General features: G+C 48.6%; 14 protein-coding genes. 1 reads left to right on the plus strand and 13 read right to left on the minus strand.

What is annotated here, in order from left to right:
• Positions 1–27 precede the first annotated feature (27 nt).
• The 5 genes from BZG23_RS11650 to BZG23_RS11670 all read right to left on the minus strand — a co-directional run bounded on the left by BZG23_RS11650 (position 28) and on the right by BZG23_RS11670 (position 5455).
• Complete coding sequence (locus BZG23_RS11650) at positions 28–939, minus strand: mechanosensitive ion channel family protein (protein WP_241837213.1); 912 nt, start codon at positions 937–939, stop codon at positions 28–30.
• Between the two features lie 149 nt (positions 940–1088).
• Positions 1089–2960 carry a PhoX family protein gene (locus BZG23_RS11655; RefSeq protein WP_443216288.1) on the minus strand — a complete coding sequence of 624 codons (1872 nt, stop codon included), beginning with the start codon at positions 2958–2960 and terminating at the stop codon, positions 1089–1091.
• Between the two features lie 188 nt (positions 2961–3148).
• Positions 3149–4000 carry a lipase family protein gene (locus BZG23_RS11660; protein ID WP_077607039.1) on the minus strand — a complete coding sequence of 284 codons (852 nt, stop codon included), beginning with the start codon at positions 3998–4000 and terminating at the stop codon, positions 3149–3151.
• Positions 4001–4119: 119 nt separating this feature from the next.
• Entirely contained in the window at positions 4120–4620 is a 501-nt protein-coding gene (locus tag BZG23_RS11665) for a hypothetical protein (protein WP_046075991.1), read from the minus strand.
• A 97-nt stretch (positions 4621–4717) separates the two neighbouring features.
• Positions 4718–5455, minus strand: coding sequence for a substrate-binding periplasmic protein (locus BZG23_RS11670; protein WP_131825380.1), 738 nt, complete (start codon positions 5453–5455; stop codon positions 4718–4720).
• 188 nt (positions 5456–5643) lie between these two features.
• On the opposite strand from BZG23_RS11670, the gene BZG23_RS11675 reads away from it, so the two are divergent.
• On the plus strand, positions 5644–6279 hold the full coding sequence (locus BZG23_RS11675; protein WP_052708154.1) for a TetR/AcrR family transcriptional regulator: 636 nt from the start codon (positions 5644–5646) through the stop codon (positions 6277–6279).
• Positions 6280–6313: 34 nt separating this feature from the next.
• On the opposite strand, the gene BZG23_RS11680 is transcribed toward BZG23_RS11675, so the two are convergent.
• From BZG23_RS11680 to ectB, 8 genes are all read right to left on the minus strand, one after another.
• Complete coding sequence (locus BZG23_RS11680; RefSeq protein ID WP_046075989.1) at positions 6314–7033, minus strand: YebC/PmpR family DNA-binding transcriptional regulator; 720 nt, start codon at positions 7031–7033, stop codon at positions 6314–6316.
• A gap of 134 nt (positions 7034–7167) precedes the next feature.
• Complete coding sequence (locus BZG23_RS11685; RefSeq protein ID WP_077607041.1) at positions 7168–9396, minus strand: methyl-accepting chemotaxis protein; 2229 nt, start codon at positions 9394–9396, stop codon at positions 7168–7170.
• A 145-nt stretch (positions 9397–9541) separates the two neighbouring features.
• Positions 9542–11071 carry a bifunctional GNAT family N-acetyltransferase/carbon-nitrogen hydrolase family protein gene (locus BZG23_RS11690; RefSeq protein WP_077579272.1) on the minus strand — a complete coding sequence of 510 codons (1530 nt, stop codon included), beginning with the start codon at positions 11069–11071 and terminating at the stop codon, positions 9542–9544.
• 32 nt (positions 11072–11103) lie between these two features.
• Positions 11104–12366 (minus strand): GGDEF domain-containing protein, encoded by a 1263-nt coding sequence (locus tag BZG23_RS11695; RefSeq protein WP_052708153.1) that lies wholly within the window; start codon positions 12364–12366, stop codon positions 11104–11106.
• A 158-nt stretch (positions 12367–12524) separates the two neighbouring features.
• The gene (locus BZG23_RS11700) at positions 12525–13157 is read right to left on the minus strand and encodes a LysE family translocator (RefSeq protein WP_046075986.1); all 633 of its coding nucleotides are present in this window, start codon (positions 13155–13157) and stop codon (positions 12525–12527) included.
• Between the two features lie 182 nt (positions 13158–13339).
• Positions 13340–14767, minus strand: a complete 1428-nt coding sequence (locus tag BZG23_RS11705; RefSeq protein WP_046075985.1) for an aspartate kinase — start codon at positions 14765–14767, stop codon at positions 13340–13342.
• Positions 14768–14844: 77 nt separating this feature from the next.
• Positions 14845–15234, minus strand: coding sequence for an ectoine synthase (locus tag BZG23_RS11710; protein ID WP_046075984.1), 390 nt, complete (start codon positions 15232–15234; stop codon positions 14845–14847).
• Between the two features lie 50 nt (positions 15235–15284).
• Positions 15285–16562, minus strand: a complete 1278-nt coding sequence (gene ectB, locus BZG23_RS11715) for a diaminobutyrate--2-oxoglutarate transaminase (protein WP_077607042.1) — start codon at positions 16560–16562, stop codon at positions 15285–15287.
• Positions 16563–16568: the final 6 nt, after the last annotated feature.

The raw sequence follows: 16568 nt of genomic DNA on the forward strand, positions 1-16568 counted from the left end.
CGTGATAGCCACGAGCGCTTTTTTATATCAAGCCGGTGTTGAAGGTGTGGCCGTTTCTGCCTCTGGCCGCTCGGTTTGTTCGCTCAGTTTACCGTCTGCTGCGGGGAGCAGCTTTTCGCAATAAAGCGTCATCACATCCTCGCGAATGAGCTGCTCTAATTCGGCCGCACGCTCGGTAGGACAAAACAATCGCACATGCACCAGTTGCTCTCCTGTCTCTGTGTGCGAGAGGTAAAGATAAGGCTCTGGGCCAGGAAGATCGACACCAGCATGGCGCTCAATCACATGGTTATAACGTCGGGCAATATCCATAAAGTCTTCGCTGTGATCATCAATACGCGCCAGTAGTGCGGGAATATGGGGGTATAAATTTATATCGCCACGGATCACCAGGTGAAAATGGTGATAAACATAGCGCTTCATAAAGTTCAGGTTTTTCACAGTGGTAGAGAAAAACAAGCTGTTCGGTAATGTCGCGGTTTTTCCGGTGTAGCAATAGTGCCCATGATGGGTATCAATTTCTTGAATTTTGGTCGCCATCAAATTGTGCTCGATCACTTCGCCACGAGAGTTACCGACCTCAATCCAATCCCCGATACGAAATGATCGTGAACTGGCGCGCTGAATAGAACCGGTAAAGCACAGGATAATTTCTTTGGAAGCCACTACCACCGCGACCGCAATGGCTGTGAGCGAGAGGGCAAACTCACTAATTTCTGTGTTCCAAAACAAGAACAAAAACAGTAAAAGCAGACTAAATGCACCATTTTTAGTGCGAGATATCCACTTACGTTGATCTTCGCTGAGAAAGTTACTATCACCGCGAATATGACGCAAAATCAGGCGACGGATCATGCTAACAAAGACGATAACACCAATGGTGGTCAATAGTTTGTTTTCGACCAACAGTTGGGCGATGTTTTTCAACTCAGATAACAAAATCGCTCCCGTAATGCTTCTGGCAAGTTTTGGCGCTATTCTGCCCCTTTGTTAGGCAAAATAAAACGTAAACTTGCAAAAAGCCCTTGCGTTGGCAAGGGCTGGGCTGTTTTAACAAAGTAAGGCTTAGAGCATTGGACGATGAAGGGTTAAGTACCAATTACGCCACCGTCTTCTTTGGTGATCATGATGACCGAAGAGCGAGGAATGGCGTCACCGCCTGCAGGGAAATGGGCGCCTGGGTGTTGTACACCCACAAACATAGTGCGTGAGTCAGGGGTAAAGGTCAGTCCCGTGATCTCACACGATGTTGGCCCGGTAAGGAAGCGACGAATTTCCCCCGTTTGCGTGTCGGCACACAGCATTTGGTTATTGCCCATGCCAGCGAAGTCTCCCTCGTTGGAGTAATCACCGTCGGTTTGAATCCAAAGACGACCGGCACGATCAAAGCCGATACCATCTGGGCTGTTAAACATGTTGTCTTTATTGATGTTATCGGTACCCGCCATCAATCCAGATTGCTTTTCAGGATGGCCGGCCATCACGAAAATGTCCCACTCAAAAGTAGGCTGAGTATGATCGCCTTGGGTCGGTGCCCAGCGAATAATATGGCCATACGGGTTTTTGGTGCGTGGGTTGGCCGCATTTAATGGTTGGCTGTCTTTCACGCCACGGTACTTGTTATTGGTGAGGGTGCAGAAGACATGCTTGTTGTCGGCGTGCACGGCGACCCACTCAGGACGATCCATGGTGGTTGCACCCACTTGCGTCGCGGCTTCGCGGGCAAAAATGAGCACGCTGGCTTGGTCGGGAAAGCCATTTTCTGGGGTCAGGCCATTTTTACCAAAGGTGAGCTCTAACCACTCCCCTTGACCTTTGAGCTCGTCGTCGCTGCCGGTAAATTTGGCGACATATAAGGTACCGTTCTCGAGCAAATCGCGATTAGCGCTACCTTTACTCGGATCGTATTTTCCCTCAGAGACAAATTTATATAGGTGCTCGCCACGTTCATCATCGCCCATATACACGACAACATGCCCATCATCATTGACCGTTAGCGCGGCATTTTCGTGCTTAAAGCGACCCAGTGCACTGCGCTTTTTCGGGGTCGAATTGGGGTCCATAGGGTCAATTTCGACCACCCAGCCGAAGCGGTGGGGCTCATTGGGGTGCTTGGCGACATCAAAGCGCTCGTCGTGCTTGTACCAATCGTATCCCCAATCGGTTTCGCTGATGCCGTAGCGCTGATAGGTTTTGCCCAAGGTGACGGTTTTTTCGCTAGCAAAATAGCCATTAAAGTTTTCTTCACAGGTCAGATAGGTGCCCCAAGGCGTTTCGCCGTTGGCACAATTGTTAAAAGTGCCGAGGATCATTTTACCCGACGGATCAGCCGCGGTTTTGAGCAGTGAATGGCCGGCGGCGGGACCTGTCATTGCCATTTCTGTATAAGCGGTAATACGACGGTTTAAGCGACCTTGCGGATTGATTGTCCAGCGACCATCGACTTTTTTGAGTTCGACCAAAGAGACGCCATGCGCCGCTTGCGATTTGCGCGCATCATCGGCTGAGATGTTTTCTCCACCGTGCGTAAACAAATACTCATCGTTGATATACTCGTTATTGACCGCGAGCAGGGCGCGATCATTGGCGAGCGGGAAAAATGTCATGCCATCGTTGTTGTCGCCAAACTGCTGAGCTTGCGCATCGGCATTGTTTTGTTGCGAAAAAGCAGGCGCATTAGTAAAGATAGGATCGCCCCAAGACACCAGTACGTCTGCCTTATAGCCAGCAGGCACCTTGACTGTATCAGCGGTTGAGGTTGGGATTGCGTCAAAGCCTATCAGTTCACTTTTGCTCATGCTGCCAGCCACTGCTTTGGCAACAGGGTTAGCGGCAAAAAAAGCGACCGTACTAGCGGCGCCCGCGCCTTGTAAAAAGCGGCGACGACTTACGGCGGCATCAATAAAGCGATTGAATTCGGGTTCTGCGTCCAGCGGACGTTGGTCAATATGCTTGCTCACGACAATTATTCCTTTCTGTTCGTTATCGTATTTATGATTTAGGTGATAGCGATGCGCCAAAAAGTGCATCGCCAAAGCCGGTCAAAAGTGTGGCGAGGCAATATGAAAACGGGGTGACTGCTGGGTGACAGTCTTGGGACAGTGAAGGAAGCTGGTATCAAGATCACGTATTGGTTGGTACAGGCCAATTAGTGTTGGTCAAAGTAATCTTTGCGTCGGATGTATTTATCCATGTAATGATACGCGATGGGGCGTGCGAGCCAGCTAAATAAAACCCTGAGCACGCGAATCAGTGACGACGTGTCGGTATAGATTTTGTTCTCATGTAGCCATAGAAGCCGACCGACATGCCAATACAGAAAAGGAATCCCGGGTAAGAAGGTAATGATGTCGACATCACAACAGATACGATAAGTTTTGGTATGAAAGGGATAATGCCGCTTAAAACGCCACATACCAGCGGCAGGCTGACCAAAGGTGACGATGCGTTTAATAGCACTGCCCATTTGTGGTTGAAGCATCGCCGCGGCAATAACCGCCATCGCGCCGCCTGACGAATGACCAATAAAAGAGACTTTTTTGTTGGCCTGAACCAAAGGCGACAGGGCGGAGCAGAGTTTATCGAGCACCGTATCGCCGTCTAAGGAAGCCATATCCGCCGCTTGTGCAACATCAGCAAACTGGCTCGTGGTCATAGCTTGGTAACGACGCTTGTGCTGTTGCCAGGGTAAACTTTTTTGTGTCAGTAAGTAGTGAAACCCCCAGTGTACGTAACAATAAGTGTTAGCCATGCGAATACGCTTAGGACCACAGGCACAATTTACTAGCCAGTCCCACAAGGTTTGCGAGCCGCGAAATACCACCACCACATCGTCATCATCTCGCCAGAGTACACGAATAATACAGCGCCCCCAGCGGTCGTAAATATCACGTCGTCCACTCGGACTGAAGCCGTATTGCGTGTGATTAAAAAAGGTAGGATAAGAGGCGCGGCATAAAATGGCATACCGCTCGTATTGATACCGCTTTAATCGCTTCATGGTGAACCTTGTGTCATCGTCATGGGCCTAGGCTAGCGAATAAACGTGACGAAATAGCGAAAGCAGTGTGGGATGCTCAATCAATAGACAAACTCGGATCTCGGCGCGTGCCTGGATGATTAATAATTGGTGAGAAAAGGCTCGAGGTGTGTATCGTAAGTCAGGGCTTGGATAGGGCCTCGGTGTGTGATCAAAAATTCAGCATTGGTACAGTTCCCGACACCGATAATGACTTGTACCAGCAGACGTAAATCCTTTAACCAACGTTGAGACTGCTCTTGGCTCCAATCGTCACGATACAGACTCATATGATATTCCACCCACCAGTAGGCGCCACGAATAAAGGCTTTCATCACTGATTCGGCAGCCAATATTTGCTCGGCGGTACCAGAGAAATCAAAATCAGGCGAAATGGGCTTGCCTTGTGTAAAAGCCACATAGTTACGGCAATGACGGAATAATGCGAGCTGAAGCCCTGCAGCGGAGTCGTAATGGGTAAGCGCCAAAGTGGTTACGGGGAGGTGTTTAATTGACCGACGGAATAACGCGGCAGTGCGCTTTCCGGGCATAAGGTGCTCAATGGCATAAAACAAATCTAAACTGATAAGCTGATTACGCAAAGCAACTCTTCTCTCTCTGATTCAACCGCATCATCCTGCCTGAAATGGCGTGTCGAGTATACAGCACTGTGGACTGAAATGAAGAAATAAACCTCAATCACTCAAGCCCATAACGTGCTTTTAGTTCAGTAATCTTGGCTTGGTTATCAGCTAAAAATTGGTTAAATTCTTTAATCAGTTTTGGATAGTGAATTGTTGAAAGGTGACGAGTTCCTTTCACATGTGGGAGGGTATCATCAAACTTTACCGAGCCTTTTTTGAGGCCCATTTGGTCAAGATAAAACTGTGCGACGTCAATATTGGCGTAGCCGCCATCAACGCGACCACTGATTACCTTCATTAACAGCGAATCATATTGATAGCTTTCATCGACACGTATTTTTCCGGCGCTGATACGTGATTGATAAGGGTGGGGAGTGAATCCGGCTACCACACCGAGAAAACGGAATTCATCCAAAGGCCGGCCATAGTGTTGGTCAATAACCATGACGCCATCCGTGTAGCTCACCACAGGATCACTGTATGTCACACTGACCTTTTTTTTAATGTCTGGGCTCCAATCTGGACTGTCTGGATATTTCAGATCGACAGCGCCCTCGACAAAGCGGTGGTAAAGGCGTCTTAGGGGGAGCGCTTTGTAGACGAAACGGTAGTGGTATTCATTGGCAAACATATCCAACAGCTCTCGGTTAAAGCCAGAATAGTTACGGTTAGAGTAGGCTGAATACGGGTAATACTGTGAAAAACTCTGTACGCCAACCACATACGTGGTCTTAGCGCTCACCGGCCATGCAACCGCTAGTGTTAACAGCAACGCCCACACTCTTTTCATCACTTACTTAACCTCTTATCAGTTCTGCCTCTATTCATTGTAGCCATTGCGTTTGAACCTGTCTTTGAGCCTTGTTCTGTTATTTTACAACATCCACTTTCATCCTCTTTTTTCTTCCGACGCTTCCGTGTTGAGAAATCATTCGGTTATCGGTCACATTTTGCCCGAAAAAATTTGAATGAACATTCGGTATGTTTTATTTTTTCATCTGGACTTTCACTTTTGATCAAAAAACGATGAACAAAAACGAAATTGCGTCGCGTGCTATGCGCCAACACATTCTTTCGACAACGCTAGAAATCGTTGGAAATGAGGGGCTTGCTGCATTAACGGCGACAAAATTAGGGAAGAAAGCCGGAATCAGCAAAGGGGCGCTGTATCATCATTTTGACAATCTTGATGCCGTCAAATATGCAGCGGTTGATGAATTAATCTCTATGTTTCTTGCCGTGGCCGAGCCTGCAAATTTTGATGATTTTGAGAGTTATCTCGAAGTGACAGGGGATACCTTGTACCTCACCATGCAATGTGAGCCTTATGCGATGAAAGCGATGTATAGCTTTACAACCCAAGCCTTATTTGATGAACAGTTTAGGGTGGCTATTCAGCGCTTTTCTCAACATGGTTTAACGGAATACACGCGTGCGATTGAGTATTTTTATCAGGGGAAGATTCCGCAGCATCAGATTGATACGGCAATTCGTGTCGTGGATGCCTTTTTCCTTGGTGCTGGTTTGCAAAGTTATGTACTGCAGGGGGATGATAGATTTCGTCAAAACTGGGCGTTATTTTCGCAAATGCTACTCACGCAACTGGGTGAGCGATAAGGCGCCATGATGACATGGCGCTTAGTTATTGTGCTTAGATTAGCTCTGCGTTGTGGTAGACATTTTGGACGTCGTCGCAGTCGTTAAGCATATCGAGGAACTTTTCAAAACGTTCAACATCCTCGCCGCTGACCTGAGTGTCGATTTGAGGCACAAAGGTGATCTCTTCAAGATCAATCGGCGTGTCGCCAAGATAGTCACTTAGCGCATTTTTCACTTTGAAAAACTCTGTGTGAGGGGCAAAAATTGTAATGATACCCTCGTCTGCTTCGATGTCTGACACATCCACATCAGCCATGACCAAGGCTTCAAGCGTGCCTTCCTCATCATCTCCTTTAAACTGGAAAACAGCTTGGTGCTCAAACATATGAGACACCGCACCGGGCGTGCCAATTTTCGCATCGTTTTTCACAAAGCACTGGCGTACGTCCATATAAGTACGGCTGTTATTATCCGTTAAGCAATCAACAATCACCGCGCAGCTGCCAGGCCCAAAGCCTTCATAACGCGCCACTTCATAGTTTTCGCCACCTGTGCCATTGGCTTTATCAAGCGCTTTGTCGATCACATGACCTGGAACCTGATCTTTTTTCGCTTTCTCAATCAAACGACGCAGTGATAGATTGCTCTCAGGATCCGAGCCGCCATTTTTAGCACATACGTAAATCTCTTTACCGTACTTTGAATAAACCTTAATTTTCGCGCCCTGGGTTTTCGCCATTGACGCTTTACGAACTTCAAAACTTCGTCCCATTCGGAATCTCTCTTAATAACGCTTACGCAGAAACGGGTTGATTCTACCAAGAGAGTGATCCTTTACACCAGTAAATGCACTGACCTTGAACAAAGTCAGTGCGATTAGTACTCAGAGCACGTTATGCCGCTCAATTAAGCTTGTTTGCACTGAAATTTTTGCGTGTGACCTTTTAGTGTATGAGACAGCTTGCTGAGGTTGTGTGTGGCTTGAGTGATTTGGTCCATGGCTTGACGGTTTTCACCGGTCATGGTGTTAATTTCTTCTAAGTTCTGATTGATTTCAGTTGCCACGAGAGACTGCTCTTCTGAGGCACTGGCCATTTGCATCGCCATGTCTGCAATTTCGTCCACCGCGTTCACCGCTTGTTTGAGCGATGATAAGCTTGCTTCTGCACGTTCCGACACATAGTTGGCGGTCGTCGCACTCTCTGAGATAGCCTGCGTCGTGGTGTTGGAATTGTGCTGAAGGTTTTCAATTAGCTGTGTGATTTCGCTTGTGGCTTGTTGCGTGCTTTGCGACAGCGTTCGCACCTCGTCGGCGACGACGGCAAAGCCGCGACCTTGCTCACCCGCGCGTGCCGCTTCGATGGCAGCGTTCAATGCTAACAGGTTGGTTTGATCAGCAATTTGGCCAATAGTTTGCAATATGCTGGAGATATCCTCAGCGCTTTGCCCGAGCGCATCCGTTTTTTCTTTGGCGTGATTGAGACGCGTGACAAGATCTTGCATCGCATCGACAGACTCGGTCACTTGTTGGTCTCCGCTATGGATAAGTGAACGCGCCTTTTCGGTGGCATCGGCTGTCGAGGCGGAGCTGGAGGAAATTTGATTGGCAGTGGCCGTCATTTCTTCCATTGCCGCCGCCACTTGTTCTGTTCGTGCGTTTTGGGCTTCAAAGTTAGTGAGTGTTTGCACGCTCGAGGAGGATAATTGCTCTGCCGCTGCTGCTTGTTGGTTAGTGGCGCCAATAATATCGCACACCATGGTGGTGAGGTTTGTTGCCATCGCACGCATGGAGCGATAGATCCCCGTTGCGTTGGGGCTAGCGTCAAAGCTTACTCTTAGATCGCCGTCGGCAATCGTTTGTACTATCTTGGCCATCTCAGCCGGTTCGCCACCTATCGGGCGGGTAACCGAACGTGTTAACAGAATGGCAGTGACTGCGATCATGGCCACCGCAATTACCAACACGGTGACGATGAGTCCTTGTAGTTCGTTGAGTGCTGCAAACGCCTCTTTGACGTCCATTTCCGCAATGATTGCCCAGCTGAGTCCACTGACGGTTAGCGGTGCGTAGGCAGAGAGCACGGGGTTACCGTTGTAATCGTTAATGACATCAATGCCTGTTTCGCCTTGCATCGCACGCTCAACGGCAAGCGTCTCAACGCGACCTTGTGCGGGGTGCATAAATGAGGCGAAGACCGATCGATGCTCGGCATCTAAGAAGGAGTCTGATCGCATCAAGTTATCAGGGCCAACGAGATAGGTTTCACCTGTGTTTCCCAGTCCATCTCGCTCTGCCATAATGGCACTGAGCTTATCTATCGGGAATTGATAGGCGAGCACGCCAATCACGCTACCGTTGTGATAAATCGGCGATGCCATAAACCCTGCCGGCGCGTTGTTCGAGGCTGTGTAGGGCGAAAAGTCAATAATCACGGTATCGCCATCCGCTAAGGTTTTCGCTTGACGGAAAGCGTCGGCCAGGCCAGAGGTATTAAACAGACCTGTTGTTAGCGACGTGCCGAAATCAAGTTCTTTGGAGGCGGAGTAAAGGATGTGTCCTTGGCTTGCTTCGATCATAAAGATGTCGTAGTAGCCAAACTTTTCCTGAACATCACGTAGATAGGGATGGATGGCTTGGTGAGCTTGATCGTACTGAGGCAATTGGCCACTGGTTTGGTATGCGCCTTTTTCTCCCATGAGATAAGGGTTGTCGACTAAGTAGGCTTGTTGTAGCGCCACTACTTGTGGCGTCAGGTTGTTCACCAAATCTCTCGCCTTGGGGAGTGATTCTGTGCTGATCTCATCAAGTGGGTCAATGAGGTGACGCTGATAATAGCTGGTCAGTTGTGAACGTGTTTGGGCGGTACGAGAAGGAAGTGTGTCCATGGCATCAATCATGCTGGCCATGGCGTTGGACACGGAAGGGGTTTCCGCGGTGGTAATTATCTGCCCTTCAGCGGTTTGGAAATAGCGTGTGACCGCTGATTTTTTTACCTCTCTCAACGCTTCAAGCTGACTAAACGTTTGATGCTCGAGTGACGACGAGGCGGTATGAAGAGAAAGCAAACTAATGATTAACGCGGGGAGGCAACCCACACCCAGTAAGCTGACTAGCATTTTATATTTGAGCTTCATGATCTCACCTCAACGCCACATTGGCTAAAAAACAAGCAGTCTGTTGAGTAAGGATAGAAGTTTTTGGCAAGAGTGCATGGAAATCTAGTCTTTTTGTCTCCCGCTTACGAATAAAAGCCCCGCATTCGGCAGGGCTGTATTAAGGCTACTCTTGGCTTAAATGGCTGGCATAGAGCTTGGGCCTACGGTGTTTCAAGTTCGTTACCGAACCTCGTTCATGCAGCATTTTGAGCTTGTCCAAATCGACGTCTGCGAAAATCATCATCTCGGTATTGGCATTGGCTTCCGCGAGTGTCGCATCGTGCGGAAAATAGACATCCGAGGGTGAAAATACCGCAGACTCAGCGTACTGGATGTCCACATTATCTACCCGAGGAAGGTTGCCCACGCTGCCGCCGATCGCGACATAACACTCGTTTTCAATCGCTCGTGCTTGAGCACAAAGGCGCACGCGTAAATAACCGTTCTTGGTATCGGTCCAAAAGGGCACGAATAGGATCTGTACACCTTGCTCAGCAAGAATACGCCCCAACTCAGGAAACTCGGCGTCATAGCAGGTGAGAATACCCACCCGGCCCGCGTCGGTTTCAATGACTTTGACCGTATCCCCGCCATCGATCACCCAGTCACGTTGTTCGTGCGGCGTAATATGGATTTTGTATTGCTCATCAATGCTACCGTCGCGGTGCATTAAGTAGGAGACGTTATACAGTTTGCTATTTTCCAACACGGGCATACTGCCAGCGATAATATTGATGTTGTAGGTGACGGCCAATTGCGAAAAACGTTGCTTAATCGCCTGGGTAAATTCACTGAGAAAGCGAATTGCCTCGACGGAGCGCTTATCAGGTGCAAGCCCCATCAATGGTGCACAGAAAAACTCGGGAAAGAGCGCGAAATCTGACTGGTAGTTGGCTAAGGATGAGACAAAGAATTCGGCCTGATTCAAAAGATCATCCACTGAGAGCACATGACGCATCTGCCATTGCACGACCCCGAGGCGGACGATGGTTTTTTCAATATCATGCACGGAGGATGCATCTTCTTCATAGAAGAAGTTATCCCACTCCAACAGTGTGGCATAGCCCGCCGACTTATCGTCTTCGGGCAAATAGCGATTCATCAAACGCTTAACATCAAAGTCATTAGATAGCTGGAAAGAAAGGATCGGGTCGTGAATCTCTTTTCTTCTGACTTTATTGATATAATCCGTCACCGAAACATCATTGTGTTTGTGATAACCAGGTATACGGCCGCCGGCGAGGATCGCTTTTAGGTTCAGCGCCTGACACAGATCTTTTCTCGCTTCGTAAAGTCGACGGCCAAGGCGATGGCCACGATAATCCGGGTGTACAAACACGTCGAGGCCATACAGTGCATCCCCTTTTGCGTCGTGGAATACCACACCGTCATCCGTGATAATGTCGGCATAGGTATGCGGCAGTGAAAAGCGGTTGTAGGATACTTTTAGCGTTAACGCGGCGGCGACGATTTTTCCATTATCTTCAATGCATATCTGGCCATCCGGGAAAGCGGTGACCAGTTGCATGATCGTGCTCTTAGGCCAAGCACCGCCGACATCCGGGAAGACGAGATCCATCAACTCTGCTAAGGGTTGATAGTCGCTGACTTCAATGACACGCAGATTCAGTAGCGTGGCGGTGTTCTCATCCATTACACGTTCTCCTATTACGGGCTGAACGCCTATTATGACAAAGATTGACGCTCGAGATAACGTTTAGGCAGAGAAGGATTATCAGTTTCTTGGCTGATGGGCGATTGGTTGGATGTTGGTGACACACTGGAGGGCGCATCACGATGTTCAGTTAACGCAAATTCTACACGGTTTCGCCCGCGGGCCTTGGCTTCATATAAAGCCGTATCTGCGCACTCAAATAACTGGTTCATCGCAACATATTGCATTTGGCGCTTGATGCCGACGCCGATACTCACCGTAAACTGGATGTGATGGCCATGTTCGGTCGTCACCTGGCATGCCTCGATTTGTCGTTTCAGCTGTAGCGCTATTTCTTGTACGCGACGCACAGACTGGCCACTGAGTAGCAAAATAAATTCTTCACCTCCCGTTCTGGCGCAAAACGCCCCTTCTTGTTGGGTGATCCGTTCTAAGTGTTGGCTGAAAGCGACCAATACCTGATCGCCAGCAAGGTGACCATATACATCATTAATACTTTTGAAGTTATCCAAATCAGCAAGGATAAGGGCATTCGGCTGGTTAGAAAGGAGACACTGTGCGGATTGCGTCATAAAGGCGCGTCGATTCGGAAGCTGTGTCAGAGTGTCACGGAGCGCAAGTTGACAAAGTGTGTACTCCAGTCGCTCAAAACAAAGGTAAATGAAGGTCATAAACTTGACGAACTCGGCCATTAAGATCAAGTAATACACGGCGATATAACGTTGAGATAGGCCGGTGTTTTCCATCGGTGTGTCAAAGGCGAAGTAGGCACGAAGTCCATAAAGTATCAGTAAGAGGAAGAGCACGGACGCATAGAGAGTAAAACCTATCCGCTTTCTCTCTGGGCTCTCAACAATGAGTTTTAAAACCGCAAGGTGCATTGCCACGTAAAACGCACAGTACCAAGTAATACGGAGCGCAAGCGGAATATGATTGGCAAGAATCAGTGTATAAACCCCTACACCCAAGAGTGCTGCCAGCGAAGCCGTCCGCCACGACGAGGACGTGCCCACGAAGGATTGCGTGCCTAACCACACCAGAATATGAGAGCAGATCGCGGCTGTGGTGCCAATCCAGACGAGCCCCGACGTTTCGGTGACATTGCCAATGTTATACACCGACGTGCCCGTTGAGATCAGCAGACAAGCCAGTCCCCAAAGCTTGATATCTTTGTGCTGATTAAACTGCCACCCAATCAACAAAACGCCAATGGTGAGTAGCCAGAACACACTGATGTAAGCCAGAGTCAGTGTGGGAAGGTGAAGATTAAACACGTGACCGAATCCATCCGATAAAGGCAAGGGCGTTAGACGCCACCAACGAACCAAAGTCAGTTATACGACTGACAGCGGTATAATATATCAGACAACTGTCTGACTTTTTATCGCTCAACGTCTGGTTCGTCGGTTTTTTACCCAGCTAAGTGGATGGATTACAACGACTGTTGGGTAAAAAGCCAGACCGCGAGTGCCGCAAAAACCAATGCCATGATTTTATGCTGATACATTTGGACACGGGTATTGGTGAGCATTGCACTGCCAAGCTTGCCGACTATTGCCACTAAAAGCAGGTTAAACGCGAGCCCTAATAGGTTGAGGAGGAGACCAAGCGTTAGTAATTGCGTGCTGGACGAGGCTTGAATTTGATGCGAGATAAACTGCGGTAAAAACAACACAAAAAACAGTAACGCCTTTGGGTTCAATAGGTTGGTCATGACCGCGCGTTTATAGAGGTATTTGCCCATGCCTTGATGATGAGCGAGCTCGGCGCTGTCTGTTGGACGGGCGCGCCACGTATCGACACTCATTTTGAGTAAATACGCTGCCCCCACGTATTGCAGAATGGTTAAGGCCGTTGGCGACATCGCAATCATGGCCGATACGCCGGTTGCGGCTAACACGGTAAGGATCAATCCTGACGTTGCATTGCCCAAACTTGCGGCCATACCAACCCGTCTGCCATAGCTGAGACTTGCGCTCACGATTAGCAACATATCCGGTCCGGGCACCAGCAAAAGTGCGACAACCGCGGTTAAATAAACGGGGAGCATATTGGGATCGATCATAAAGGCACTACAGCTATCAAGATAAAGTGCGGAATTTTACCGTTTAGTTAGACTTTATCAACATTGAGAGGTGATTAAGTTGGTTTTTAATCGCAAGGAGGGGGTTTAGGCTAGCTTATAAAACTAAAAAACCCCCTTAGGTAAGGGGGTATGGTTTTTCGCTTGTCATATGCACCAGAGTCTTAAGCGGCCCGAATGGTTGGCTTAGGCGTAGGCTCTTCGATAAAACAAGCGTGTAGGGCGCAGATCGACGCGTGGTAGAACTTATCAAGTACTACGTATTGCACGTCCACATCGCGCATCGACGAGTGAGCCGCTTTAGGGTTTATTTCTGCGTCAAGCAACGCCAGCATACCCTTGCTCATGGTTTGGTTTGAGTCGATACGACTACCAATGACAGAAATCAGTGCGACCATTTCACCCGTGATCTTCGCTTTCGGGTAGAGCTTCTCAACACGATTAATCACCTTATCTTGACTGGCTGTCTTGCCGTCTAGGTAGTAGGTAATTGAGTTGGCATTCATCTCTTTACTGATGAGCTGCACGTTCTCTTCGCGAATGATTTCCATCACGTCATAGCTGACCTGATCAACATGCCCAACCATTGATTGGTCAAAGATGTGGAGAGCTAGCACCTTATCTCGACCGGCGATGATCTCGATCTCTTTGTCTTTTGGACGATATTTGTGAGAGATCACCGTACCCGCGTGCTCAGGCTCGAAGGTGTTTTTCACAACCAATTCGATACCCACAGCGCGCATACCAGAGGCTGCATTCGGGTGGATGGCTTCCATCCCTAAGTTAGCAAGCTGGTCAGCCACATCGTAGTTACTGAGGCCCATTGGCTGTACACGCTCTGGACCTACAATGCGAGGGTCGGCACTGCTTAGGTGATATTCTTTGTGGATCACCGCGCTACTTGCTTTGGTTAACACAGCAATCCGGCTGAATGTCATTTCACTGTAACCACGGTCATAGGTCTTCATCAGACCTTCATCACAATAGACGTAGCCGGTAACGATGGGCAGCTCAGTACTGAAGTCAATGTCTTCCATAGCATTGGCGATCACCGTGTTGAGGTCGCCTTTGCCTTCATCGGGGTTATCCCAACCAGAGAGGTCAACAAATCGTGAGTTAATTCCCACACTTTCGAGCAGTAGCGTTGAGTTGTGCGCACTGTGCGCCTCGCCGATAGAGGAGAGGAACTCACGAATTTGTGGTAGATAGCTTTCCAGAGAAAACTGCCCATAGTTACAGGTTTCGAGTATACCTTCGATACAGCTATGTGCTTTTTCCATGCGTTGGCGGATAAAGTTATCAGCACGCTCACGGTATACAGGATCGGGGAACATATTGCTGTTAATGAGCAGCATACGTTGCTCTAACTCGTCCATCGCATCACGCCATTTAGGGTTATTTGCCGCGAGAAGGCGATAAATGCCGGGCTTACCCGAACGCTTACACTCCAGCAATGCATCCGTGATGCCAGCGTAAGCAGAAACGACAAAAATGCGGTTGTACGGGTTTGACGGGTACAAAAAGATATTATCCATGACAGCGTCGTAGGCTGACATCGACGTACCGCCGATCTTTTCAACGGTATGATTCATGTGAGCTCCTTGTGGGCTTTTATGAATTAGGGAGTCGATTGGGTTTACAGGGGCAGCATCCGGCTGCCCCATGACGGTTAATCGACTAATGGATAAACACCGTTCTCGTCGTGCGTTTCCTGCCCAGTAATAGGTGGGTTGAACACACAGGCCATGACCATATCAACACCTTTGTTAGCACGAAGCTGGTGTTCGTCATGTTTGTCTAGGATATACAGTGTGCCAGGTTTAATAGGATAAACCTTGCCGTCGTCCGTGGTTTCAATTTCACCTTCACCCGACATGCAATACACAGACTCTAAGTGGTTCTGGTAGTGAATGTGCGTGTCAGTGTTGGCATAGATGGTGGTAATATGGAAAGAAAATCCCATATTATCATCGCGTAGCAGCATGCGTACGCTTTCCCAATTTTCAGCCACCACACGGCGTTCAGTTTTCTGGCATTCTTCTAATGTACGAACAATCATGTTTATTCCTTCAACGTCTCTTCGTTAAGCGGGGATCGCCGTCTTCGCGATTACGATGCTTTCTTGAGCTTCTGTTTTTTATACTGCTCAACAGACTTAACGAAGATCTGCAGGCCTTTTTCCATCTCTGCTTCACTGACTGTCAGTGGCGAGAAGAATTTGATGACTTCATCATCTGGACCCGCGGTCTCGATAATCATGCCATTGTCAAAACACAGGCTGGAGATCTCATCTGAAATATCACCATTTTGGCACGCAATGCCTTGCATCAAGCCGCGGCCTTTGATGGTCTCAAAAAGATCACCGTGCTTGTTAAGCATCTCTTGCAACACTTTGTTCAATTGATCGGCACGTTCTTGAATATGCGTTTGGAATTGATCATCACGCCAGTATGTGTCAATCGCTTCCGCGGCAGTCACAAACGCGTGGTTGTTACCACGGAATGTACCGTTGTGCTCACCCGGTGCCCATTGATCCAGCTCAGGTTTTAGTAGGACCACAGCCATTGGCAGGCCATAACCACCAATTGATTTGGACAGCGTCACAATATCGGGCTTAATGCCTGACGGCTCAAAGCTGAAGAACGTACCCGTACGGCCACAACCAGCCTGGATGTCATCTACGATCATCAAGATATCGTGTGCCTTACAAATGTCTTGCAGGCGCTGCAACCACTCATTAGAGGCTGCGTTTAGGCCACCTTCGCCTTGGACGACTTCAAGAAGCACGGCAGCAGGTTTATCACCGCCTGTTAGACCACTTGATGCGTCATTAAGCATGGTTTCGAACAAAGTTAAACCATCAACGTCTGCATAGCCATCATACGGAAGACGTGTCACAGCGTTGTTGACAGGGATGCTGCCACCACCGCGGTGATGATGATTACCCGTCACTGCCAATGCACCATATGTACAGCCGTGGAAGCCGTTGGTGAAAGACACAATATTTGCGCGGCCTGTTACTTTACGAGCAAGCTTCATTGCCGCTTCAACTGCGTTGGTGCCTGTTGGACCAGTGAATTGGAACTTATAGTCCAACTCACGCGGTGCCAAGATGTGCTCTTTAAATACTTCGAGAAAGCGTGCTTTTGCACCTGTGTACATATCCAGGCCGTGTGTAATGCCATCTTTCTCGATGTACTCGATCAGTGCTTTTTTCAACGTTGGGTTGTTATGCCCGTAGTTGAGCGAGCCGGCGCCAGCAAGAAAATCGAGGTAGCGCTTGCCGTCTACGCCCGTGATCCAGCAACCCTTAGCGCTTTCAAACACAACGGGGAAGTTGTTGGCGTAACATTGAACATTTGACTCCTGCGATTTAAAGATATCCATAACTCA

Origin of the sequence: Salinivibrio sp. ML290 (assembly GCF_001995695.1) — a bacterium.
In the GTDB taxonomy this organism is placed as follows: Bacteria; Pseudomonadota; Gammaproteobacteria; order Enterobacterales; family Vibrionaceae; genus Salinivibrio; species Salinivibrio siamensis.